This window comes from Streptomyces sp. NPDC091371, from assembly GCF_040684275.1.
GTDB lineage: Bacteria > Actinomycetota > Actinomycetes > Streptomycetales > Streptomycetaceae > Streptomyces.
Genome location: NZ_JBFBFP010000035.1, coordinates 15,200 through 38,000, shown reverse-complemented (window position 1 = coordinate 38,000; position 22,801 = coordinate 15,200). Strand labels below are relative to the sequence as shown.

Here is a 22,801-nt window from a genome sequence, read left to right as displayed (position 1 = left end):
TTTCCAGACGCTCTCGGTAAGCATCAGGTCGGCGGACCGCCCTGCCCGCATGCCGTAGGCTTGTGGGGTTGGGCGTCCGCCGCCCTATCGACTTACTACGCCGTAGGTCCCCGCACCGCACCCGTCCCGCCACTGAGTGGGGAGAGGGATGGCGCATACAGGAAACCCCGGCGAGAGAGGCCGAAGGCCACTTCATGACCATGACTGACCCGATCGCAGACATGCTGACCCGTCTGCGTAACGCTAACTCGGCGTACCACGACACCGTCGTGATGCCGCACAGCAAGATCAAGTCGCACATCGCAGAGATCCTCAAGCAGGAGGGTTTCATCACCGGCTGGAAGGTCGAGGACGCCGAGGTCGGCAAGAACCTCGTCCTCGAGCTGAAGTTCGGGCCGAACCGTGAGCGCTCCATCGCGGGCATCAAGCGGATCTCGAAGCCCGGTCTGCGCGTGTACGCGAAGTCCACCAACCTGCCGAAGGTCCTCGGCGGCCTGGGCGTGGCGATCATCTCCACGTCCCACGGTCTCCTGACCGGCCAGCAGGCAGGCAAGAAGGGCGTAGGTGGGGAAGTCCTCGCCTACGTCTGGTAGTCGGGAACGGAGGAAAAGCAATGTCGCGAATCGGCAAGCTCCCCATCCAGGTTCCCGCCGGTGTGGACGTCACCATCGATGGCCGTACGGTCGCGGTGAAGGGCCCCAAGGGTTCCCTCACGCACACCGTCGCTGCGCCCATCGCTGTCGCCAAGGGTGAGGACGGCGTTCTGAACGTCATCCGCCCGAACGACGAGCGTCAGAACAAGGCCCTGCACGGCCTGTCCCGCACGCTGGTGGCGAACATGATCACCGGTGTGACCACGGGATACGTCAAGGCTCTCGAGATCAGCGGTGTCGGTTACCGCGTGGCCGCGAAGGGCTCCAACCTGGAGTTCCAGCTCGGCTACAGCCACCCGATCCTGGTGGAGGCGCCCGAGGGCATCTCCTTCAAGGTCGAGTCGCCGACCAAGTTCTCGGTCGAGGGCATCGACAAGCAGAAGGTCGGCGAGGTCGCCGCCAACATCCGCAAGCTGCGGAAGCCCGACCCGTACAAGGCCAAGGGTGTCAAGTACGCCGGCGAGGTCATCCGCCGCAAGGTCGGAAAGGCTGGTAAGTAGCCATGGCATACGGTGTGAAGATCGCCAAGGGCGACGCGTACAAGCGCGCTGCCAAGGCTCGCCGCCACATCCGCATCCGCAAGAACGTCTCGGGTACGGCGGAGCGTCCGCGCCTCGTCGTGACGCGTTCGAACCGCAACATCGTTGCTCAGGTCATCGACGACCTCCAGGGCCACACCCTGGCGTCCGCGTCGACCCTGGACGCTTCGATCCGCGGTGGCGAAGGCGACAAGAGCTCCCAGGCCCAGGCTGTCGGCGCGCTCGTCGCCGAGCGTGCCAAGGCTGCGGGTGTCGAGACCGTCGTGTTCGACCGCGGTGGCAACCGATACGCCGGGCGCATTGCCGCTCTGGCTGACGCCGCCCGCGAAGCCGGGCTGAAGTTCTAAGCCCCGGTTCCGGGACTCACGGACGTAACAGAGAGAGGTAATCCAATGGCTGGACCCCAGCGCCGCGGAAGCGGTGCCGGTGGCGGCGAGCGGCGGGACCGGAAGGGTCGCGACGGTGGCCCTGCCGCCGAGAAGACCGCTTACGTTGAGCGCGTTGTCGCGATCAACCGTGTCGCCAAGGTTGTCAAGGGTGGTCGTCGCTTCAGCTTCACCGCGCTCGTCGTGGTGGGTGACGGTGACGGCACCGTAGGTGTCGGTTACGGCAAGGCCAAGGAAGTTCCCGCGGCCATCGCCAAGGGCGTCGAGGAAGCCAAGAAGAACTTCTTCAAGGTTCCCCGCATCCAGGGCACCATCCCGCACCCGATCCAGGGCGAGAAGGCGGCCGGCGTTGTCCTGCTGAAGCCTGCTTCCCCCGGTACCGGTGTTATCGCCGGTGGCCCGGTGCGCGCCGTTCTGGAGTGCGCCGGCGTTCACGACATCCTGTCGAAGTCGCTCGGCTCCGACAACGCGATCAACATCGTGCACGCGACCGTGGCGGCCCTCCAGGGCCTGCAGCGTCCCGAGGAGATCGCGGCTCGCCGTGGTCTGCCCCTCGAGGACGTCGCCCCCGCGGCTCTGCTCCGTGCGCGTGCTGGGGCGGGTGCGTAATGGCTCGCCTCAAGATCACGCAGACGAAGTCGTACATCGGTAGCAAGCAGAACCACCGCGACACGCTGCGTTCGCTCGGGCTCAAGCGCCTGAACGACGTCGTCGTCAAGGAGGACCGCCCCGAGTTCCGCGGAATGGTTCACACCGTCCGCCACCTCGTGACGGTTGAGGAGGTTGACTAATCATGGCTGAGAACAGCCCGCTGAAGGCCCACAACCTCCGTCCCGCCCCCGGCGCCAAGACCGCGAAGACCCGTGTCGGTCGTGGTGAGGCGTCGAAGGGTAAGACGGCCGGTCGTGGTACGAAGGGCCAGAAGGCCCGTTACCAGATCCCGCAGCGCTTCGAGGGTGGGCAGATGCCCCTCCACATGCGCCTGCCGAAGCTCAAGGGCTTCAAGAACCCGTTCCGCACCGAGTTCCAGGTCGTCAACCTGGACAAGCTCGGCGCTCTCTACCCTGAGGGTGGAGAAGTCACGGTGGCCGACCTGGTCGCCAAGGGCGCGGTTCGCAAGAACAGCCTCGTCAAGGTCCTGGGCCAGGGCGAGATCTCCGTGGCGCTGACGGTTTCGGTTGACGCCGTTTCCGCCTCCGCCAAGGAGAAGATTGCCGCTGCCGGCGGCTCTGTCACCGAGCTCGTCTAAGACGAATTCTTGTGACTAAATAGCTCGAAACCCGACCGGGGATGCCTCACATAAGGGGCATCCCCGGTTGGTCGTTCCACGGGAGGCACACTCGCCGGTAAGGTGGCGTGCACCTTTGCTTTGTCGTATACGTCGATCCCTCAGACCGTCACCTCTGACGCAGTAGCGCGGGGGTCGCAGGAGGCACCGTGCTCACCGCGTTCGCCCGGGCGTTCAAGACGCCCGACCTGCGCAAGAAGCTGCTCTTCACGCTCGGCATCATCGTGCTGTTCCGGCTCGGGTCACACATCCCGGTCCCCGGCGTGAACTACAAGAACGTACAGATCTGTGTTGACCAGGCAGCCGGCCAGAACGGCGGGCTCTTCGGTCTGGTCAACATGTTCAGCGGCGGCGCGCTGCTGCAGATCACGATCTTCGCGCTCGGCATCATGCCGTACATCACGGCGAGCATCATCCTGCAGCTGCTGACCGTGGTCATCCCGAAGCTGGAGAACCTCAAAAAAGAGGGACAGTCCGGCACCGCGAAGATCACTCAGTACACGCGCTATCTGACGGTCGCGCTCGCGATCCTGCAGGGCACCGGCCTCGTCGCCACCGCGCGCACGGGTGCCCTGTTCCAGAACTGCTCGGTCGCCAGCCAGATCGTTCCCGACCGTTCGATCTTCACCACCGTCGTCATGGTGGTCACCATGACCGCCGGTACCTGTGTCGTCATGTGGCTCGGTGAGCTCGTCACCGACCGCGGCATCGGCAACGGCATGTCCATCCTCATGTTCATCTCGATCGCGGCCGGCTTCATCGGCTCCCTGTGGGCCATCAAGGAGCAGGGCAAGATCGCCGGCGGCTGGGTCGAGTTCGGTGTCGTGATCCTCGTCGGCCTCGCGATGGTGGCCCTGGTGGTCTTCGTCGAGCAGGCGCAGCGCCGGATCCCGGTCCAGTACGCGAAGCGCATGATCGGGCGCCGCGCGTACGGCGGCACCTCGACCTACATCCCGCTCAAGGTGAACCAGGCCGGTGTGATCCCGGTCATCTTCGCCTCGTCGCTGCTGTACATCCCGGCGCTGATCGTTCAGTTCAGCGGGTCGCAGGCGGGCTGGGCCAAGTGGATCAGCGCCCACTTCGTCAAGGGCGACCACCCCTACTACATCGCGACCTACTTCCTCCTGATTGTCTTCTTTGCGTTCTTCTACGTGGCGATTTCCTTCAACCCCGAGGAAGTTGCAGACAACATGAAGAAGTATGGTGGGTTCATCCCGGGTATTCGTGCCGGTCGACCCACCGCCGAGTACCTGAGCTACGTGCTCAACCGGATCACCTGGCCGGGGTCGCTGTACCTGGGTCTCATCGCTCTTGTGCCGACGATGGCGTTGGCCGGCTTCGGAGCGAACCAGAACTTCCCCTTCGGGGGAACGAGCATCCTGATCATCGTGGGTGTGGGTCTGGAAACCGTGAAGCAGATCGAGAGCCAGCTCCAGCAGCGTAATTACGAAGGGTTCCTCCGCTGATGCGAATCGTCCTCGTCGGACCGCCCGGTGCGGGCAAGGGAACGCAGGCCGCGTTCCTTGCCAAGAACCTGTCGATCCCGCACATCTCCACGGGCGACCTGTTCCGGGCCAACATCAGCCAGAACACCGAGCTGGGCCGGCGCGCCAAGGCGTACATGGACGCCGGTGACCTCGTCCCCGACGAGGTGACCATCGACATGGCCAAGGACCGGATGGAGCAGCCGGACGCCGCGAACGGCTTCCTGCTCGACGGTTTCCCCCGCAACGTCTCGCAGGCCGAGGCGCTCGACGTCATGCTGCAGGCCGAGGGCATGAAGCTCGACGCCGTCCTCGACCTGGAGGTCGAGGAGGACGAGGTCGTCAAGCGCCTCGCCGGTCGGCGTACCTGCCGCAACGACGGCTCGCACGTCTTCCACGTGGTGTACGCGCCGCCGAAGACCGAGGGCGTCTGCGACGTCTGCGGCGGCGAGCTGTACGTCCGCGAGGACCAGTCCGAGGACGCGGTCCGCAACCGGCTCGACGTCTACCACACGCAGACCGAGCCGATCATCGACTACTACAAGGCCCAGGGCCTGCTGGTGACGATCCCCGCCCTCGGCGAGGTGCAGGAGATCACCAAGCGGGCGATGGACGCCCTCAACAAGTAGTTCTACTGCTGTGCAGTACGGCCGCGGTGTCCCCAGGGCATCGCGGCCGTACTGTTGAGAAGACTCGTACCGAAGCTGGAAGGCGTTCTTTCATGGTCCAGATCAAGACCCCCGAGCAGATCGCGAAGATGCGCGAGGCGGGGCTTGTCGTCGCCGCGATCCACGCGGCGACCCGTGAGGCGGCCGTGCCGGGCGCCACGACGCGGGATCTGGACATGGTGGCCCGCAAGGTCATCGCGGACGCCGGCGCCACGTCGAACTTCCTCGGCTACGGAGGGTTCCCCGCGACGATCTGCACCTCGGTGAACGAGGTCGTCGTCCACGGCATCCCGGACGACAAGACCGTCCTCAAGGACGGCGACATCATCTCGATCGACGCCGGCGCGATCGTGGACGGCTGGCACGGCGACGCCGCGTGCACGGCCTTCGTGGGCACTGGTCACGCTCCGGAGCTCGTCGAGCTGTCCCGGGTGACCGAGGAGTCCATGTGGGCCGGTATCGCCGCCATGAAGCTCGGCAACCGCCTCGTGGACATCTCGAAGGCGATCGAGTCGTACATCAAGCGCCAGCCCCGCCCTTCCACCGGTGAGCACAGCCTCGGCAAGTTCGGGATCATCGAGGACTACGGCGGCCACGGCATCGGGTCCGAGATGCACATGGACCCGCACCTGCTGAACTACGTCTCGCGCAAGCGGGGCAAGGGGATCAAGCTGGTTCCGGGCGTCTGCCTGGCGATCGAGCCGATGGTGTCCCTGGGCACCGCCCAGACGGAGGTACTGTCCGACGACTGGACGGTCATCACGACCGACGGCACCTGGTCCTCGCACTGGGAGCACTCCATCGCCCTGACGGAGGACGGTCCCATCGTCCTGACCAGCCCGGACTGCGGCAAGGCGAAGCTGGCGGAGTACGGAGTCACCACGGCTCCGGACCCCCTCGGTTAATGATCTAGACTCTGGGGCAAACTTTCCGGATTCGTCTTTCTGGGTGCCCTGACGTAGACTGACTCGTCGGCTCTCGTGCACATCCATGCCTGCATGGCGACGTACGAAGCCGATCAAGGTAGCCGATTCGAAAGGCGAAGCGTGGCCAAGAAGCAAGGTGCCATCGAAATCGAGGGCACCGTGATCGAGTCCCTCCCGAACGCGATGTTCAAGGTGGAACTCCAGAACGGTCACAAGGTCCTCGCGCACATCAGCGGCAAGATGCGTATGCACTACATCCGCATCCTCCCCGATGACCGGGTCGTTGTGGAGCTGTCTCCGTACGACCTGACGCGTGGCCGGATCGTCTACCGATACAAGTAGATCTTGCTCTCACTCCTGCCTGGGCATCCGTCCCGGTGCGGGTGGTGGCACTGACCCGGAGAACCTCACCAACATGAAGGTCAAGCCGAGCGTCAAGAAGATCTGCGACAAGTGCAAGGTGATCCGCCGTCACGGCCGGGTCATGGTCATCTGCGACAACCTGCGCCACAAGCAGCGCCAGGGCTGACGCACGCCGACCGACCTGCCTTCCGCAGTTCTTCGCGCGACGTAAGAAAACGTACATACGCAGAACCCGCCCAGCCCCGCACGGGGCCGGCGGCACCTCCGGCGGGGGCCGGGGACCCGGACGTACCATCACCCACTTCGGGTGGTCGGCGGTCGGGAGTGGTTCTGCGGAAGACCCCCGAACACACAGGAGCCATTGAATGGCACGCGTTTCCGGTGTTGACATCCCGCGCGAAAAGCGCGTGGAGATCGCACTCACCTACGTCTTCGGTATCGGGCGCACCCGGTCCAAGGAGATCCTCGCCTCCACCGGCGTGAACCCGAACACCCGCGTTCGTGACCTGGCCGAAGAGGACCTCGTCAAGATCCGCGAGTACGTGGACGCCAACCTCCGTACCGAGGGTGACCTCCGCCGCGAGATCCAGGGCGACATCCGCCGCAAGATCGAGATCCAGTGCTACCAGGGTATCCGCCACCGTCGCGGCCTCCCGGTGCACGGTCAGCGCACCAGCACCAACGCGCGTACCCGCAAGGGCCCGCGTCGCGCGATCGCCGGTAAGAAGAAGCCGGGCAAGAAGTAGTCCTGTTCAGCGGTCTTGCGCTGTAGGACCGACCACCTCCCGTAGGAGATTTAGATGCCCCCCAAGGGTCGTCAGGGCGCTGCCAAGAAGGTGCGCCGCAAGGAAAAGAAGAACGTCGCTCACGGGCACGCCCACATCAAGAGCACGTTCAACAACACCATCGTCTCGATCACGGACCCCTCGGGCAACGTGATCTCCTGGGCCTCCGCCGGCCACGTCGGCTTCAAGGGCTCGCGCAAGTCCACCCCCTTCGCCGCGCAGATGGCCGCCGAGTCGGCCGCCCGCCGCGCGCAGGAGCACGGCATGCGCAAGGTTGACGTCTTCGTGAAGGGTCCGGGCTCCGGCCGCGAGACCGCGATCCGCTCCCTCCAGGCCACTGGCCTCGAGGTCGGCTCGATCCAGGACGTCACCCCCACCCCGCACAACGGCTGCCGCCCGCCGAAGCGCCGCCGCGTCTGACGCAGCGGACGCACAGTTGCGTTCTTGAGTGTCCGGGCGGTACGACCCCTCCGGGGGGCGTGCCGCCCGTACCCTTGCAGTAGCCGTACTCCGGTACGGCATCCCGTCGGGCGTCAAATAGTGGGCGTCCACGAATGAAGGAACACAGACATGCTTATCGCTCAGCGTCCTTCGCTGACCGAAGAGGTCGTCGACGAGTACCGCTCGCGGTTCGTGATCGAGCCGCTGGAGCCGGGCTTCGGCTACACCCTCGGTAACTCCCTGCGCCGTACGCTCCTGTCCTCGATCCCGGGTGCGGCTGTCACCAGCATCCGCGTGGACGGCGTCCTGCACGAGTTCACCACCGTGCCGGGTGTGAAGGAAGACGTCACCGACATCATCCTGAACATCAAGCAGCTGGTCGTCTCCTCGGAGCACGACGAGCCGGTCGTGATGTACCTGCGCAAGCAGGGTCCCGGCCTGGTCACCGCCGCCGACATCGCGCCCCCGGCCGGTGTCGAGGTGCACAACCCGGACCTGGTCCTCTCCACGCTCAACGGCAAGGGCAAGCTGGAGATGGAGCTGACCGTCGAGCGCGGTCGCGGCTACGTCTCCGCCGTCCAGAACAAGCAGCTGGGCCAGGAGATCGGTCGCATCCCGATCGACTCCATCTACAGCCCGGTCCTCAAGGTCACCTACAAGGTCGAGGCGACCCGAGTCGAGCAGCGCACCGACTTCGACAAGCTGATCGTCGACGTCGAGACCAAGCAGGCCATGCGCCCGCGTGACGCCATGGCGTCCGCCGGCAAGACCCTGGTCGAGCTGTTCGGTCTGGCGCGCGAGCTCAACATCGACGCCGAGGGCATCGACATGGGCCCCTCGCCGACGGACGCGGCCCTGGCCGCCGATCTGGCGCTGCCGATCGAGGAGCTCGAGCTCACCGTTCGGTCGTACAACTGCCTCAAGCGCGAGGGCATCCACTCCGTGGGTGAGCTCGTCGCCCGCTCCGAGGCCGACCTGCTCGACATCCGCAACTTCGGTGCGAAGTCGATCGACGAGGTCAAGGCGAAGCTGGCCGGCATGGGCCTGGCCCTCAAGGACAGCCCGCCCGGATTCGACCCGACCGCCGCCGCCGACGCCTTCGGCGCCGACGACGACGCGGACGCCGGTTTCGTCGAGACCGAGCAGTACTGAGAAAGCTTGTGGGGGGCTCGCGCCCCCCACACCACCCTCTTGCGACCGCTTGAGGGAACTGACACCGGTACCTGACACGGCCGGTGCAGATTTGAAGGAGTAACAATGCCGCGTCCCGCTAAGGGTGCCCGCCTGGGCGGCTCCGCCGCGCACGAGAAGCACCTGCTCGCGAACCTCGCGAAGGCGCTCTTCGAGCACGGCCGCATCACCACCACCGAGGCCAAGGCCCGCCGCCTGCGTCCCTACGCCGAGCGTCTGGTCACCAAGGCCAAGAAGGGCGACATCCACAACCGTCGCCTGGTGCTGCAGACGATCACGGACAAGAGCATCGTGCACACGCTGTTCACCGAGATCGCCCCGCGCTACGAGAACCGCCCCGGTGGTTACACGCGCATCACCAAGATCGGCAACCGTCGTGGCGACAACGCCCCGATGGCCGTCATCGAGCTGGTCGAGGCCCTGACGGTCGCCCAGCAGGCCACTGGTGAGGCCGAGGCCGCCACCAAGCGCGCCGTGAAGGAGGCGGAGGCCACCGAGGCTCCCGCCGCCGAGGAGACCAAGGAGGCCTGATCCCTTCCGGGATCACGCTGAAAAGGCTCTGAACGGGCCCGCCCCTTTCCGGGGCGGGCCCGTTCTGCATGTCTGAGAGGATTCATGGGTGAGTGACGAGGTGGAGCCCGGGCACGTCCGGGTGCGGCTGGACCTGTCGTACGACGGCAAGGACTTCTCCGGCTGGGCGAAGCAGCGCACGCTGCGGACCGTGCAGGGCGAGCTGGAGAACGCCCTGCAGACCGTGATGCGCCTCAAGGAACCGGTCGAGCTGACCGTGGCCGGGCGTACGGACGCGGGCGTGCACGCCCGCGGGCAGGTCGCGCAGTTCGACATCGCCGACGAGGTGTGGGCCGAGCACCACGACAAGCTGCTGCGCCGCCTCGCAGGGCGCCTGCCGCACGACATCCGCGTCTGGAAGGTCGCCGAGGCCCCGGAGGGCTTCAACGCGCGCTTCTCGGCCATCTGGCGCCGCTACGCCTACCGCGTGGGCGACCACCAGGGCGGGGTCGACCCGCTGCGCCGCGGGCACGTGCTGTGGCACCAGTGGCCCCTCGACGTGGACGCCATGAACCGGGCCGCCGCCCCGCTGCTCGGCGAGCACGACTTCGCCGCGTACTGCAAGAAGCGCGAGGGCGCGACGACGATCCGCACCCTCCAGCAGCTCAGCTGGGAGCGCGCCGAGGACGGGATCGTCACCGCGACCGTCCGCGCCGACGCCTTCTGCCACAACATGGTCCGCTCCCTGGTGGGCGCCCTGCTGCACGTCGGTGACGGCCACCGGCCGGTCGAGTGGCCCGGGCAGGTGCTGGCCGCGGCCGTACGGGACTCCTCGGTGCACGTGGTGAAGCCGCACGGGCTGACGCTGGAGGAGGTCGGCTACCCGGCGGACGAGCTGCTGGCCGCCCGCAGCAAGGAAGCGCGGAACATGCGGACCCTCCCCGGCAAGGGCTGCTGCTAATCGGTTTGGGTCCAGCCCCGCCGGACCTGGACAATGCCCGGCATGGGACATCTCGAAGCCAGCCACCTGGAGTACTACCTTCCCGACGGGCGGGTCCTGCTCCCCGACGTCTCCTTCCGCGTGGGGGAGGGGGCGGTGGTGGCCCTGGTGGGGGCGAACGGCGCCGGCAAGACCACCCTGCTCAAGCTGATCTCCGGGGAGCTCCAGCCGCACGGCGGCGGGGTGACCATCAGCGGCGGGCTCGGGGTGATGTCGCAGTTCGTCGGCTCCGTACGGGACGAGACGACCGTACGGGACCTGCTGGTGTCGGTGGCCCAGCCGCGGATCCGGGAGGCCGCGAAGGCCGTGGACCGGGCCGAGCAGCTGATCCTGACGGTGGACGACGAGGCCGCCCAGATGGCCTACGCGCAGGCGCTCAGCGACTGGGCCGACGTCCAGGGTTACGAGGCGGAGACGCTGTGGGACGTCTGCACGATGGCCGCGCTGGCGATCCCGTACGACAGCGCCCAGTTCCGCGAGGTGCGCACGCTCTCCGGCGGTGAGCAGAAGCGGCTCGTGCTGGAGGCGCTGCTGCGCGGCCCCGACGAGGTGCTGCTCCTCGACGAGCCGGACAACTACCTCGACGTCCCCGGCAAGCGGTGGCTGGAGGAGCAGCTGAAGGCCACGCGCAAGACCGTGCTGTTCGTCTCCCACGACCGGGAGCTCCTCACCCAGGCCGCCGAGAAGATCATCAGCCTGGAAGCGAGCCCGATGGGCAGCGACGTGTGGGTGCACGGCGCGGGCTTCGGGACGTACCACGAGGCCCGCAAGGAGCGCTTCGCGCGCTTCGAGGAGCTCAAGAGGCGCTGGGACGAGGAGCACGCCCGCCTGAAGGCGCTGGTGCTGCGGCTGCGCAACCAGGCCGCCTCCAGCCCCGACATGGCCTCGCGGTACCGGGCGATGCAGACCCGCTTCCAGAAGTTCGAGGAGGCCGGCCCGCCGCCGGAGCCGCCGCGCGAGCAGGACATCAAGATGCGGCTCAAGGGCGGCCGGACCGGCGTGCGGGCGCTGACCGTGGAGAACCTGGAGCTGACGGGGCTGATGAAGCCCTTCTCCCTGGAGGTCTTCTACGGGGAGCGGGTCGCGGTCCTCGGCTCGAACGGCTCCGGCAAGTCGCACTTCCTGCGGCTGCTGGCCGGCGAGGACGTCAAGCACACGGGTGACTGGAAGCTGGGCGCACGGGTGGTCCCGGGCCACTTCGCGCAGACCCACGCCCATCCGGAGCTCTTCGGGCGCACCCTCGTCGACATCCTGTGGACGGAGGCGGCCAAGCCGCTGGGCCAGGCGATGGGGGCCCTGCGCCGCTACGAGCTGGAGCGCCAGGCCGAGCAGCCCTTCGAGAAGCTGTCGGGCGGGCAGCAGGCGCGCTTCCAGATCCTGCTGCTGGAGCTGGCGGGGACCACGGCGCTGCTCCTGGACGAGCCGACGGACAACCTGGACCTGGAGTCCGCGGAGGCGCTGCAGGACGGCCTGGAGTCGTACGACGGCACTGTGCTGTGCGTCACGCACGACCGGTGGTTCTCCCGCACATTCGACCGGTACCTGGTCTTCGGTTCGGACGGGGTCGTGCGAGAGACTGCGGAGCCTGTTTGGGACGAACGCAGGGTCGAGCGGAAGCGCTAGGAGAAACCGCAGTGGGGCTGAGGCCTGGCATCTGGCTGATGAAGTGGGACGCCCGCGTGCGGACCTCCGGGAACCTGCTGGTCGACTGGCTGCTGCGGCCCGCCTCCCTGCCCTGGCGGCTCGCCTCCCTCGCCGTGGTGCTCGGGATCTGCGTCTCCACGAGCCTGCGGGCGAACTGGGGCTCGGACAACGCCTTCGTGGTGAAGGCGGCCGAGACCCTGCTGGCGGGCGGGTCCCCGTACGACGACAAGCGGTTCCTGTACCTGCCCAGTGCCGTGCTCATGGCGGTGCCCGAGGCGCTGCTGCCGCAGCCGGTGCTGCGGTGGGTGCTGCCGGTCGGGATGTCGGGGCTGCTGGGCGTCGGCTGGCTGGCCGCGCTGCGGCTGTTCTCGGTGCCGCTGCGCTCGCGGTTCGCGGTCGTCGGCTTCGCCGTCTTCGCCCTGGCCTACAAGCCGTACGTGAACCTCGTACTGATCGGCAACTGGACGGCGATCTCGGCGGCCGCCCTCCCGGTGGCGCTGCTGCTGGCGCGGCGGCGCGCCTGGGGGGCGGCCGGGCTGGTGGTCGGGCTGGCCATCGCCTGCAAGCCGATGCTGGTGCCGATCGGGGTGCTGTTCCTCTTCGCCCGGCAGTGGCGGGGGCTGGCGGCCGCGGTGCTGGTGCCGCTGGGCATGTCGCTGGCGGGGGCGCTGCTGATGCCGAACCCGTCGCTGTTCTTCACCAAGACGCTGCCGTTCCTGCTGGGCGGGCAGGACGCCTACGCGCTGCCCTGGGACGCCTCGCCGATCGCGGTGCTGCCGCGGCTGGGGGTGCCGGAGCCGGTGGCCGTGGCGGTGGCGTTCGCGGGGGCCGGGGCGGGGCTGTGGGCGGCCTGGACGCGGTGGCGGCGCGGTGACGACGCCGACGGCGGTGCGCTGCGGCTGGTGGAGACGGCCTGCATGGTGATGTTGGCCGCATTCCTGGTCTCGCGGCCCTCCTTCGACCACTACCTGCTGGTGGTGCTGCCGCTGCTGCTGGCCTCGGCGGTGCGGGAGGACTCGATGCCCCGCTCGCCCTGGTTCTGGCTGGTGCTGACGCCGCAGATCGCCCTGGTCCCGTGGCCCTCGGAGCTGGCCGCCAAGCGGCGCGCCTTCAAGGACTGCGCCGCCCTGTGCGGGCTCGCCGTTCTGCTGGCGCGTCGTGCGCTGCGCTCCGGTCGGGTTACTCTGGACCAAGTAACAACTGCGGGGTCCCCATCCAGGACCGAACCGGAGTGCGCCGCGACGCCAGCAGAATCGGCATCGCGGACCGCGTTTTGACCCGTACGGGTCCTCTTGGATACTCTGCTGGTTTGTTATGCGTATTGGCTTTCTCATTCTCACGTGAAAGGGCCTTGCGCCGGTCCACCGGACCGATGACCAGCAGTTCACACGGGTTGCGTCTCCGATGTGAACAAGGGCTGTCGTGATCGTCCGTGGTGACCCTGTCAGGACCCTTCCCGCGGGGCTTGCGCCCTATGGGATGACCCACCACTGAAGAAGCGAAGGCATACGCGTGCGTACGTTCAGCCCCAAGCCCGGCGACATCTCGCGCCAGTGGCTCGTCATCGACGCCCAGGACGTTGTCCTCGGCCGTCTGGCGACCCAGGCCGCTGCCCTCCTGCGCGGCAAGCACAAGCCGACTTACGCCCCCCACATGGACATGGGCGACTTCGTCATCATCGTCAACGCCGACAAGGTTCACCTGTCCGGCAACAAGGCGTCGCAGAAGATGGCGTACCGCCACTCCGGCTTCCCGGGCGGTCTCCGCTCCGTGCGTTACGACGACCTGCTCCGCGACAACCCGGAGAAGGCCGTCGAGAAGGCCGTCAAGGGCATGCTCCCCAAGAACACCCTGGGCCGTCAGATGCTCTCGAAGCTGAAGGTCTACTCGGGCGACCAGCACCCGCACGCTGCGCAGCAGCCGGTGCCGTTCGAGATCACCCAGGTCGCGCAGTAGTTCCGGCCACCCCCTAAGACGTAGAAAATTCTGAGGAGCATCGTGGCCGAGACCACCGCCGAGACGACCGTCGAAGAGTTCGAGGGCAACGTCGAGGAGTACACCAGCGAGTCCGAGGTTGTCGTCGAGGGCGACTACACCTCCGAGTCCCTTGCCGGTCGCTTCGGCGACCCCCAGCCGGCCGCCGGCCTGGGCCGTCGCAAGAACGCCATCGCCCGCGTCCGGATCGTTCCGGGCACCGGCAAGTGGAAGATCAACGGTCGCACCCTTGAGGACTACTTCCCCAACAAGGTGCACCAGCAGGAAGTCAACGAGCCCTTCAAGCTCCTCGAGCTCGACGGCCGCTACGACGTCATCGCCCGCATCTCGGGTGGCGGCGTCTCCGGCCAGGCCGGCGCCCTGCGCCTCGGCGTGGCCCGTGCGCTGAACGAGGCGGACGTGGACAACAACCGCCCGGCGCTGAAGAAGGCCGGCTTCCTCTCCCGCGACGACCGTGCGGTCGAGCGCAAGAAGGCCGGTCTCAAGAAGGCCCGCAAGGCTCCGCAGTACAGCAAGCGTTAATCTTCGCCTGCTGTTTGCAACGAAACCGCCCCGGCAGCACTCTCTGTGCTGTCGGGGCGGTTCGTTTACCGCCACAAGCGGCAAATACCTGTCACAAGCGGTCACACGCGAAGCGCAAAACTCGGGAGGACAACAGTGGGACGACTCTTCGGGACGGACGGTGTACGCGGCGTCGCCAACGCGGATCTGACGGCTGAGCTGGCGCTCGGTCTCTCCGTGGCGGCCGCCCACGTGCTGGGCGAGGCGGGCACGTTCGCGGGCCACCGCGCGACCGCCGTGGTCGGCCGGGACCCCCGTGCCTCCGGCGAATTCCTGGAAGCCGCGGTCGTCGCCGGCCTCGCGAGCGCGGGCGTGGACGTCCTGCGCGTCGGTGTGCTGCCCACCCCGGCGGTGGCGTATCTCACCGGTGCGCTGGGTGCCGACCTCGGCGTGATGCTCTCGGCCAGCCACAACGCCATGCCCGACAACGGCATCAAGTTCTTCGCGCGCGGCGGGCACAAGCTCGCCGACGAGCTGGAGGACCGCATCGAGTCCGTCTACGAGGAGCACCGCACCGGTGCCCCCTGGGACCGGCCCACCGGCTCCGGCGTCGGCCGCGTCTCCGACTACACCGAGGGCTTCGAGAAGTACGTCGCCCACCTGATCGGCGTGCTCCCCAACCGCCTCGACGGCCTGAAGGTCGTCCTGGACGAGGCGCACGGCGCGGCCTCCTACGTCTCGCCCGAGGCCTTCGCCCGGGCCGGCGCGGAGATCGTCACGATCGGCGCCGAGCCGGACGGCCTGAACATCAACGACGGCTGCGGCTCCACCCACCTCGGCCTGCTCAAGGCGGCCGTCGTGGAGCACGGCGCCGACTTCGGCATCGCGCACGACGGTGACGCCGACCGCTGCCTGGCCGTGGACGGCACCGGCGCGGAGGTCGACGGCGACCAGATCCTCGCGGTGCTGGCCCTGGCCATGCGCGAGGCCGGGCAGCTGCGCGGGAACACCGTGGTCGGCACCGTCATGTCGAACCTGGGCTTCAAGCTGGCCATGGAGGGCGAGGGCATCCAGGTCGTGCAGACCGGGGTCGGCGACCGGTACGTGCTGGAGGCCATGAAGGAGCACGGCTACGCGCTGGGCGGCGAGCAGTCCGGCCACGTGATCATCCTGGACCACGCCACGACCGGCGACGGCACGCTGACCGGCCTGCTGCTGGCGGCGCGGGTCGCGGCCACCGGCAAGTCCCTGGCGGAGCTGGCCGGGGTCATGGAGCGGCTGCCGCAGGTGCTGATCAACGTCCCCGACGTGGACAAGGCCCGGGTCACGACCTCCGCCGAGCTGGCCGCGGCGGTGGCCGACGCCGAGCGCGAGCTGGGTACCACCGGGCGGGTTCTGCTCCGCCCGTCCGGCACCGAGCCGCTCGTACGGGTGATGGTCGAGGCCGCGGACATCGAGCAGGCCCGCGCGGTCGCGGGCCGGCTCGCCGACGTCGTGAAGTCGGCGCTCGGCTAGGCGCCGCCCGGCGGGTCACCTCGCCGTCGCATTGAACGGCCCCGCCGTCCCGGGTTTCCGGGGCGGCGGGGCCGTGTGCGTTCCGCGATGGTCCGGTCCCGCGGGCTGTTGTTGATCCGTCAACTCCCGCTGTGGGAAGCCGTGATGGGTGCAGGGTGACGTTCGAACTGAATGTCGGGCTGATAATCTCGACGGGCTGTCAACGCGGGCGGCGGGCGACGGGGGGAATGCGCGGTGGGACGACCGGACGAGCCGGCGGGGGAAACGCCGGAGCAGCTGAGGAAGCGGGCGAACGACCTGAGGGCCTGCGCCCGCAAGGCGCGTGGGCTGGCCAAGACGCTCGGCCCCCGCCTCGACGCCGACGCCAAGAAGGCCCAGCAGGCCGATCCGCCGGTCTGGAAGGGGCCCTTCGCCACCCAGTCCACGACGCAGATCGTGAACCGCCGGGGCACGCTCAACCAGATGGCGTCCGCCCTCATGCACGACGCCGGCCGCTGGGAGACCGAGGCGGACCGCCTCGACGAGCAGGCCAAGACGGCCGCGGCCAAGACGACGGGACCGGGCAATTGAGCGAGTTCCGCGGATTCGACACCGCCGAGATACGCGCCCTCGCGACCAACCTGCGCAACGCGGGCAAGGACGCCCGCGGCATGCACCGGGACCTGGCCGGCGTCCTCACCGAGGCCGCCCAGCTCCTGAACGGCAAGCCGGCCACCACCGACCCGCTGCTCCAGCCGCTCGTCGGCGGGGTGTTCGTCATGCCGTCGTTCTTCGGCGGGCCCAGCACCATGCCCGGGGTCCTCGACGACGAGCTCGGTGACATGGCCGGGTCCATGGAACGCCGCAGCAAGCAGCTCGACGAGTGCAAGATCCTCATCGAGCACGGGTACGCCGTCGACCCGGCCCTGCTCTTCGCCGACGAGGTCGCGCCCAACGAGAAGCACATCAGCGACGCGCTCACGAAGCTCAAGGAGCTCGACGGCAAGGACTTCGGCACCAACGGCAACCGCGACGACCTGGAGAAGGTCAAGAGCATGCTGGAGGGGATGACGTCCGCCGAACTCGACGCGTTCTTCGACCGCGTCCCGCCGGCCGACCTCAAGCGCTACAACGACCTGATGAACGACACGGGCGACTCCGGCTGGAAGTGGTGGGACGAGAACGGCCTGCCCGAGGGCGACCGCCGTGACCACCTCAGCCTGATCCTCTCCAAGCTGGGCCCCGCGCACTGGGCCAAGGCGCAGGCCGCGTTCCCGGGGATGCAGCCGGGGTTCGACACGACGGACGCGTTCTTGGACGGCAAGAACTCCCAGAGCGGCGCCCAGGCCAAGGGCATGCACTGGGGCGTCCCGACCGACCCCCTGTTCGCGCCGGGATCCGACGGCAAGGAGATCACGGCCGCCGACATCAACCAGGGGCGGTTCGCCGACTGCTGGTACATCGCGTCGCTCACCTCCACGGCCCAGGTCAACCCCCAGTTCATCCGGGACGGCATCAAGGAGAACCCCAACGGGACCATCAACGTCCGGATCTGGGACAAGGACGGCAACCAGCGCTGGGTCACCGTCACCCCCGACCTGCCGCTGGACGAGAACGGCCAGCCCATGACCGCCCACGCCAAGGGCGCCATGTGGCCGGCCTACTACGAGAAGGCCTTCGCCCTCGTCTACGGCGGCGACAGCGGCGGTGCCCCCGACGGCAAGGGCGGCGACAAGAAGTACGACCGGGCGGAGCAGGGGAACTACGGGGCGACCGAGTGGGACCACACCGACAAGGCACCGCCCTATGTGACCGGCAGCAAGTCCGAGGGCATCGACAACGACATCCCGTCGTTGCGCGAGAAATTCGAGTCCGGCCACCCGATCATCGTGGCCACCGGCAGTGGCGGTGACATGCAGAAGGACGGCAACGCCAAATGGGGCGGCACTTTCTCCACCCGGCACGTGTACTTCGTCAAGGGCTTCCAGGGCGACAACATCGTGCTGGGCAACCCCTGGGGCCCGCCCCACAAGGACATCGTGGCCACTCCCGAGGAGTACGAGAAGTTCTTCAAGGATCCGCAGGCTCTGAAGGTGCCCAAGTGAAAACCCTCCGTCTCGCCGCGGCCGCCGGCTGCGTCCTGCTCGCCGCGGCCTGCGGCCCGTCCGCGACCAAGGCCGGGGACGCCACGGCATCCCCGAGCCCGAGCCCCTCCACCGCACGCCCCGTGCCGCCCGACGACAAGGGGCCGGAGTGCGCCGGTGACCGCCCAGCGAAGGGACTCCACGTACTGCGCGGCGGCACCGTCCGGCTGCCTGGAGGCGCCGGTACGGTGCTGTACAAGGAAGCGCAGGCGGACGGCACGTCCCGCACCGCCGTGCTGACGAACGGCACGGGGATGGGTACGGCGCAGGCCGGCACCGAGTCCTGGACCGTGACACCGGGCCGAGCCCTGACCGTGGGCGGTGCCGAGTTCACCGTCTCGCAGATCTGCACCTACCGGGTCGTACTCACGCCGAAGGACCAGAAGAACGTGACCGAGTTGCCGCAGCCCAGTTCCAACGCCACGTGGCCGTCCCTGGTCGACGGGCGCTTCCGCCTCCGCTGGCACGTCCCGAACACCGAGTACAACGGGCAGTACAGCGCCGTGGTCACGGAGATCTACCCCGGCCCTCGCGCCAACATCAGCATCGTGAGCGAGGACGGCGGGGACGCCTACTACGGCGACGCCAAGATCGGCGACACGCTGGAGTTCGCAGGTCGGCTCTGGAAGGTCACCGTGATCGACGTCGGCGACGGCAACCCCGACGGCAGCAACCCGAACTCCGGCTACGTGGACCTCCAGCTCATCGGCCCCGCCGGCGGCTGACCCTCAGGCCTTCGGCGTACGGATCCACCGCCCGCGCTGGGTGCGCCACAGCAGCTTCCAGGCGATGAGGGTGAGCGTGCCCGAGAGGATGATGCCGCCCAGGTTGAGCGCCAGCTGGATGCCCGAGCCCCACATCTGGCCGAAATCGCCGTAGCTGAGGGCCACGGCGGCGTTGGCGCCCGCCGGGACGGTGGTGACGGAGATCGCCACGCCGACCAGCGCACCGGCCTTCGCCGAGGTCAGCGACATCATGCCGACCACGCCGGCGAGCAGCGCCACGACGAAGGAGAACGGGTCGGGCTGCCAGATGAAGCTGGTGTTCGGCCGCGGGTTCTCCAGCATGTGCTCGTGGAAGAGGCCGAGTGCGTCCATCACCAGACTGAAGGCCGTCGTCGCCACGATCGCCGCCGTGAAGCCGATGACCAGCGCGAAGAGCGAACGTCCGGCGAGTCCCGGCCGCCGCTGCACCAGGCCCGTGCAGATGCCGGCGAGCGGGCCGAACTCCGGGCCGACCGCCATGGCGCCCACGATCAGGATCGCGTTGTCCAGGACCACACCGCAGGCCGCGATCATCGTCGCCACGATCATGAAGACGCTGTAGGTGATCGTGAGGGTGGATTCCTCGTGGGTCGCCTCGGCGAGCTGCTCCCAGACCACCGCGTCCGCGGCCTCGCCCGGGGCCTCCTCCTCCGCGTCGTCGGCGCGCGTGGAGATCGACAGGTCGATGTTCTCGACGGCGATCGAACCGCTCTTGTCGATGCCGAGCGAGCGCATCTCATGCAGCAGCTCGTCGGCCGCCTCCCGGGCGACGTCGCACAGCACGAGGTCGCCCGCCGGGTCGCGGGCGGCGCCGGGCAGCACGACCAGGTGGGTGGTCCCGACCGTCTGGTCGATGAACGCGAGCACCTGGTCCGTGAGATGGGGCGGGGTGATCATCCGCAGATGCAGCATTCCCGCACCATAACCACTACAGCTTGCGGAGGCTCAGCTTCTGGACCTTGTGGTCCGCGCCCTTGCGGACGACGAGGGTGGCCCGGCCGCGGGTCGGGGCCACGTTCTCCAGCAGGTTGGGCTTGTTGACGGTCCGCCACATCGTCTGCGCGTACTCCATCGCCTCCTCCTCGGAGACCTGGGTGTACTTGCGGAAGTAGGAGAAGGGGTTCTGGAAGGCGGTCTCGCGCAGCTTCCGGAAGCGGCCCAGGTACCAGCGCTCGATGTCCTCGGGGCGCGCGTCCACGTACACGCTGAAGTCGAAGTAGTCGGCGAGGGCGACGCGGGTGCGGCCGTCCGTCCCGGGGAGGGCCGGCTGGAGCACGTTCAGGCCCTCGACGATGAGGATGTCCGGGCGGCGTACGACGAGCTCCTCGCCCGGCACGATGTCGTAGATCAGGTGCGAGTAGACCGGGGCACGCACCTCGTCCTTGCCGGCCTTGATGTCGGCGACGAAACGGGTGAGCGCGCGGCGGTCGTAGGACTCCGGGAAGCCCTTGCGGGAGGTGAGCCCGCGCCGCTCGAGCTCCTTCATCGGGTAGAGGAAGCCGTCGGTGGTGACCAGCTCCACGCGCGGGTGCTCGGGCCAGCGGGCGAGCAGGGCCTGGAGCAGACGGGCCACGGTGGACTTGCCGACGGCGACCGAGCCGGCGACCCCTATGACGAAGGGGGTGCCCGCCTGTGCGCCGTGGCCGTTGCCGGCGTCGCCGAGGAAGGTGTTGAGGGTGCCGCGGAGGTTGCTGGTGGCCTCGACGTACAGGTTGAGCAGGCGCGAGAGCGGGAGGTACACGTCACGGACCTCGTCGAGGTCGATGACGTCACCGAGGCCGCGCAGCCGCTCCACCTCTTCGGCGGTCAGCGGCAGCGGGGTGCGCTCGCGCAGCGCGCTCCATTCGGCCCGGGTGAGGTCGACGTACGGCGAGGCGTCGGGGCCCCGGCGGTGGGTGGGGCGGGCGGGGTGCGGGGGGTGCCCCTCCCGGCCGGTGCGCTCCATTGCGTTGTCCGGCGTGCTTCGTGGCGGCGAAGTGATCACACGGCCATTGTCGGGGCTCGGGGGCGGTTGTGGGTGGTGTGGTCGGTCACGTGGCCGGGGCCCGGGACGGGGTTCGGTCTCGATTCGGGGCGGTCCAGGTCTCGCCCCGGTCACAATCGGAATCTGTCATTCAGAACCCTCAGTGAAGGCCCGATCCGGCCGTACAGTGCTGATCGCCGCAGTTCAGACGCCCACCCCGGAGAGACGGGGTGCTGTTCGGGCTGCCCCGTCGCCGTCCTGTTCCGTGGGAGACCCTTCCGTGCGTACCGCTCTCGTCCGCCATGCCGTCCTGACCGCTTCCGCGGCGTCCCTGGCCCTGCTGGCCACCGCGTGCGGCGCGGACAAGGCCGACACCAAGGCGGAGGCCAAGCCGTCCGCGAGCGCGCCGGCGCCCTCGCCGACGCCCGAGGCCAAGGCGCTCGCCGCCGCCGATCTGGAGAAGCTGACCCTGGCCGCCGGCGACGTCCCGAAGGTCACGATCAAGAAGGCGGGCGCCGACGACGTGGCCAAGGCCTCCGAGGTCACCTCGGACAAGCCGCAGTGCCTGCCGCTCGCGCAGGCCGGCGGTTTCGCCCCGGTCGGCAACGCCGTCACCACGACGGAGCGCATAGGCGCGAGCGAGCCCGCCGACCCGGCCAACCCGATGAGCATGACCCTGACCTCCGTCCAGCTCGCCTCCTACGACGGCAAGGGCGCGGAGGAGGCGCTGGCCTCGATGAAGGCGGCCGGTCAGGCCTGCACCGGCGGGTTCGTCACCACGGCGAAGGGCGAGAAGACCACCATCAATGCCGTCGCGCCGGTCACCGTGACCGCCGGTGACGACGCTGCGGGCTGGGCGTTCACCGCCGGGGGCGGCGACGAGGGGCTGCAGAGCCAGATGGTCGCCGTCCGCAAGGGCAACAACCTCTTCGTTCTGCACTCCTTGAGCTTCACCGGCAAGCCCCCCGTGCCGCAGGCGTACATCGACGCGCAGCTGAAGAAGCTCGGCTGAGCCGCCGAGGGCCGCGCGGGGGCGGTTGTACGGGAGTCGGTACCGGTTCGAGGGCCTTGCGGTCTCGTGGCGGTCACGATTGGGCGCATGCGCAAAATGATCCGATCGGGTGATCGCTTTGCGGGTACATTGCGGGATACCGCAGTTCTGAAGCGCGCCCCCCATCCCGGTGGGCGCGGCTCCTGCTGTCCTTTGCCTTGTGTTCTCTTTCGTGGGGGAGATCTTTCGTGCGTTCCGCTCTTGTCCGTCGTTCCGTCCTGACCGCATCCGCCGTGTCCCTGGCCCTGCTGGCCACCGCCTGCGGCGCGGACAAGGCCGACACCAAGGCGGACGCCAAGCCGTCCGCCCCCGCCGCCACCTCGGCGGCCCCGGCCGCGAAGGGCAAGACGGACGCGGAGCTGGCCAAGGTCCTGCTGGCCCAGGCCGACCTCGCCGACCACACCTTCAAGGCGGCGGACCCGGCCGAGTCCACCGCGGGCGCCGCCTCCACCAGTGACAAGCCCGAGTGCAAGGTGCTGGTCCAGGCGCAGAGCTTCACCCCGGCCGGTGCGCCCGCCGGCACCGCGCGCACCAAGGTCGTCGCCAACCCGAAGGCCCCCGCCGAGGGCGCCTCGGAGGAGGAGAAGGCGAAGGCGATCCTGGGCGCCCTCGGCTCCACGGCCACCGCCCTGACCCTCGCCTCGTACGACGGCAAGGGCGCCGAGGAGGCGTTCGCCGCGGTCAAGACCGCGAGCCAGAAGTGCGCCGGCGGTTACAGCGCCAACCTGGGCAGCGACACCGGCAAGATCAGCAAGGTGACCCCGGGCGCCGCTGTCACCGGCGGCGACGAGGCGCTTGCCCTCACCGTCGAGGGTGAGGCCGATGGCGACAAGCTGACGACCCAGCTGGTGTTCGTGCGCAAGGGCAACACCGTGGCGACCTTCTCGGCCCTGAGCCTGTCCGGCACCGCCGAGCAGCCGAAGGCCGTCATCGACGCGCAGGTCAAGAAGCTCGGCTGAGCCCCGCTCGACGAGTCGCCAACCCCGCTCCGGCGCATTCGCCGGGGCGGGG

Annotated in this window: 28 protein-coding genes; 26 read left to right on the top strand and 2 right to left on the bottom strand. The window is 68.5% G+C overall.

Annotated elements, in window-relative coordinates; genetic code table 11:
• Positions 1–194 precede the first annotated feature (194 nt).
• The 24 genes from rpsH to AB0O21_RS29115 all read left to right on the top strand — a co-directional run bounded on the left by rpsH (position 195) and on the right by AB0O21_RS29115 (position 18,737).
• Positions 195–593, top strand: a complete 399-nt coding sequence (gene rpsH / locus AB0O21_RS29230; protein ID WP_007265911.1) for a 30S ribosomal protein S8 — start codon at positions 195–197, stop codon at positions 591–593.
• 20 nt (positions 594–613) lie between these two features.
• Positions 614–1,153, top strand: a complete 540-nt coding sequence (gene rplF, locus AB0O21_RS29225) for a 50S ribosomal protein L6 (protein WP_365175866.1) — start codon at positions 614–616, stop codon at positions 1,151–1,153.
• Between the two features lie 2 nt (positions 1,154–1,155).
• The gene (gene rplR, locus AB0O21_RS29220) at positions 1,156–1,539 is read left to right on the top strand and encodes a 50S ribosomal protein L18 (protein ID WP_030008471.1); all 384 of its coding nucleotides are present in this window, start codon (positions 1,156–1,158) and stop codon (positions 1,537–1,539) included.
• Positions 1,540–1,584: 45 nt separating this feature from the next.
• Complete coding sequence (gene rpsE, locus AB0O21_RS29215; RefSeq protein WP_030388857.1) at positions 1,585–2,187, top strand: 30S ribosomal protein S5; 603 nt, start codon at positions 1,585–1,587, stop codon at positions 2,185–2,187.
• A complete protein-coding gene (gene rpmD / locus AB0O21_RS29210) occupies positions 2,187–2,369 on the top strand; it encodes a 50S ribosomal protein L30 (RefSeq protein WP_005313525.1) in 183 nt (60 codons plus the stop codon). The genes rpsE and rpmD overlap by 1 nt, the downstream gene beginning before the upstream one ends.
• A gap of 2 nt (positions 2,370–2,371) precedes the next feature.
• Entirely contained in the window at positions 2,372–2,827 is a 456-nt protein-coding gene (gene rplO, locus AB0O21_RS29205) for a 50S ribosomal protein L15 (RefSeq protein WP_190183001.1), read from the top strand.
• Between the two features lie 188 nt (positions 2,828–3,015).
• Positions 3,016–4,332 (top strand): preprotein translocase subunit SecY, encoded by a 1,317-nt coding sequence (gene secY, locus AB0O21_RS29200; RefSeq protein ID WP_365175865.1) that lies wholly within the window; start codon positions 3,016–3,018, stop codon positions 4,330–4,332.
• Positions 4,332–4,979 (top strand): adenylate kinase, encoded by a 648-nt coding sequence (locus AB0O21_RS29195; RefSeq protein WP_365175864.1) that lies wholly within the window; start codon positions 4,332–4,334, stop codon positions 4,977–4,979. Before secY ends, AB0O21_RS29195 begins: the two co-directional genes overlap by 1 nt.
• A 92-nt stretch (positions 4,980–5,071) precedes the next feature.
• The gene (gene map / locus AB0O21_RS29190) at positions 5,072–5,923 is read left to right on the top strand and encodes a type I methionyl aminopeptidase (protein WP_365175863.1); all 852 of its coding nucleotides are present in this window, start codon (positions 5,072–5,074) and stop codon (positions 5,921–5,923) included.
• A 141-nt stretch (positions 5,924–6,064) separates the two neighbouring features.
• A complete protein-coding gene (infA, locus tag AB0O21_RS29185) occupies positions 6,065–6,286 on the top strand; it encodes a translation initiation factor IF-1 (RefSeq protein ID WP_003956442.1) in 222 nt (73 codons plus the stop codon).
• 73 nt (positions 6,287–6,359) lie between these two features.
• Positions 6,360–6,473, top strand: coding sequence for a 50S ribosomal protein L36 (rpmJ, locus tag AB0O21_RS29180; RefSeq protein ID WP_003956441.1), 114 nt, complete (start codon positions 6,360–6,362; stop codon positions 6,471–6,473).
• Between the two features lie 199 nt (positions 6,474–6,672).
• On the top strand, positions 6,673–7,053 hold the full coding sequence (gene rpsM / locus AB0O21_RS29175) for a 30S ribosomal protein S13 (protein WP_007265919.1): 381 nt from the start codon (positions 6,673–6,675) through the stop codon (positions 7,051–7,053).
• 54 nt (positions 7,054–7,107) lie between these two features.
• The gene (gene rpsK / locus AB0O21_RS29170) at positions 7,108–7,512 is read left to right on the top strand and encodes a 30S ribosomal protein S11 (RefSeq protein WP_003956432.1); all 405 of its coding nucleotides are present in this window, start codon (positions 7,108–7,110) and stop codon (positions 7,510–7,512) included.
• Positions 7,513–7,662: 150 nt separating this feature from the next.
• Positions 7,663–8,685 carry a DNA-directed RNA polymerase subunit alpha gene (locus AB0O21_RS29165; RefSeq protein ID WP_365175862.1) on the top strand — a complete coding sequence of 341 codons (1,023 nt, stop codon included), beginning with the start codon at positions 7,663–7,665 and terminating at the stop codon, positions 8,683–8,685.
• A gap of 105 nt (positions 8,686–8,790) precedes the next feature.
• Positions 8,791–9,255, top strand: coding sequence for a 50S ribosomal protein L17 (gene rplQ / locus AB0O21_RS29160; protein WP_069921530.1), 465 nt, complete (start codon positions 8,791–8,793; stop codon positions 9,253–9,255).
• An 88-nt stretch (positions 9,256–9,343) separates the two neighbouring features.
• Positions 9,344–10,195 carry a tRNA pseudouridine(38-40) synthase TruA gene (truA, locus tag AB0O21_RS29155; RefSeq protein WP_365175861.1) on the top strand — a complete coding sequence of 284 codons (852 nt, stop codon included), beginning with the start codon at positions 9,344–9,346 and terminating at the stop codon, positions 10,193–10,195.
• 33 nt (positions 10,196–10,228) lie between these two features.
• A complete protein-coding gene (locus tag AB0O21_RS29150; RefSeq protein WP_365175860.1) occupies positions 10,229–11,857 on the top strand; it encodes an ATP-binding cassette domain-containing protein in 1,629 nt (542 codons plus the stop codon).
• Between the two features lie 11 nt (positions 11,858–11,868).
• Complete coding sequence (locus AB0O21_RS29145; protein WP_365175859.1) at positions 11,869–13,155, top strand: glycosyltransferase family 87 protein; 1,287 nt, start codon at positions 11,869–11,871, stop codon at positions 13,153–13,155.
• Between the two features lie 235 nt (positions 13,156–13,390).
• Positions 13,391–13,834: a 50S ribosomal protein L13 gene (gene rplM / locus AB0O21_RS29140; protein ID WP_365175858.1), complete on the top strand. Its 444-nt coding sequence runs from the start codon at positions 13,391–13,393 to the stop codon at positions 13,832–13,834.
• 42 nt (positions 13,835–13,876) lie between these two features.
• Positions 13,877–14,395, top strand: a complete 519-nt coding sequence (gene rpsI / locus AB0O21_RS29135; RefSeq protein WP_030388851.1) for a 30S ribosomal protein S9 — start codon at positions 13,877–13,879, stop codon at positions 14,393–14,395.
• A 135-nt stretch (positions 14,396–14,530) separates the two neighbouring features.
• Positions 14,531–15,889 (top strand): phosphoglucosamine mutase, encoded by a 1,359-nt coding sequence (glmM, locus tag AB0O21_RS29130; protein WP_365175857.1) that lies wholly within the window; start codon positions 14,531–14,533, stop codon positions 15,887–15,889.
• Between the two features lie 234 nt (positions 15,890–16,123).
• Complete coding sequence (locus tag AB0O21_RS29125) at positions 16,124–16,459, top strand: hypothetical protein (RefSeq protein ID WP_365175856.1); 336 nt, start codon at positions 16,124–16,126, stop codon at positions 16,457–16,459.
• Positions 16,456–17,973 carry a C2 family cysteine protease gene (locus AB0O21_RS29120; protein WP_365175855.1) on the top strand — a complete coding sequence of 506 codons (1,518 nt, stop codon included), beginning with the start codon at positions 16,456–16,458 and terminating at the stop codon, positions 17,971–17,973. The genes AB0O21_RS29125 and AB0O21_RS29120 overlap by 4 nt, the downstream gene beginning before the upstream one ends.
• Positions 17,970–18,737: a hypothetical protein gene (locus AB0O21_RS29115; RefSeq protein WP_365175854.1), complete on the top strand. Its 768-nt coding sequence runs from the start codon at positions 17,970–17,972 to the stop codon at positions 18,735–18,737. Before AB0O21_RS29120 ends, AB0O21_RS29115 begins: the two co-directional genes overlap by 4 nt.
• Positions 18,738–18,740: 3 nt before the next feature.
• On the opposite strand, the gene AB0O21_RS29110 is transcribed toward AB0O21_RS29115, so the two are convergent.
• Positions 18,741–19,688, bottom strand: a complete 948-nt coding sequence (locus tag AB0O21_RS29110; RefSeq protein WP_365175853.1) for a DUF389 domain-containing protein — start codon at positions 19,686–19,688, stop codon at positions 18,741–18,743.
• Positions 19,689–19,704: 16 nt separating this feature from the next.
• Positions 19,705–20,721: a type I pantothenate kinase gene (gene coaA / locus AB0O21_RS29105; protein WP_365175852.1), complete on the bottom strand. Its 1,017-nt coding sequence runs from the start codon at positions 20,719–20,721 to the stop codon at positions 19,705–19,707.
• A gap of 298 nt (positions 20,722–21,019) precedes the next feature.
• Between coaA and AB0O21_RS29100 the strand changes: the two genes are divergently transcribed.
• Positions 21,020–21,751, top strand: a complete 732-nt coding sequence (locus tag AB0O21_RS29100; RefSeq protein ID WP_365175851.1) for a hypothetical protein — start codon at positions 21,020–21,022, stop codon at positions 21,749–21,751.
• A 227-nt stretch (positions 21,752–21,978) separates the two neighbouring features.
• On the top strand, positions 21,979–22,749 hold the full coding sequence (locus AB0O21_RS29095) for a hypothetical protein (RefSeq protein ID WP_365175850.1): 771 nt from the start codon (positions 21,979–21,981) through the stop codon (positions 22,747–22,749).
• Positions 22,750–22,801: the final 52 nt, after the last annotated feature.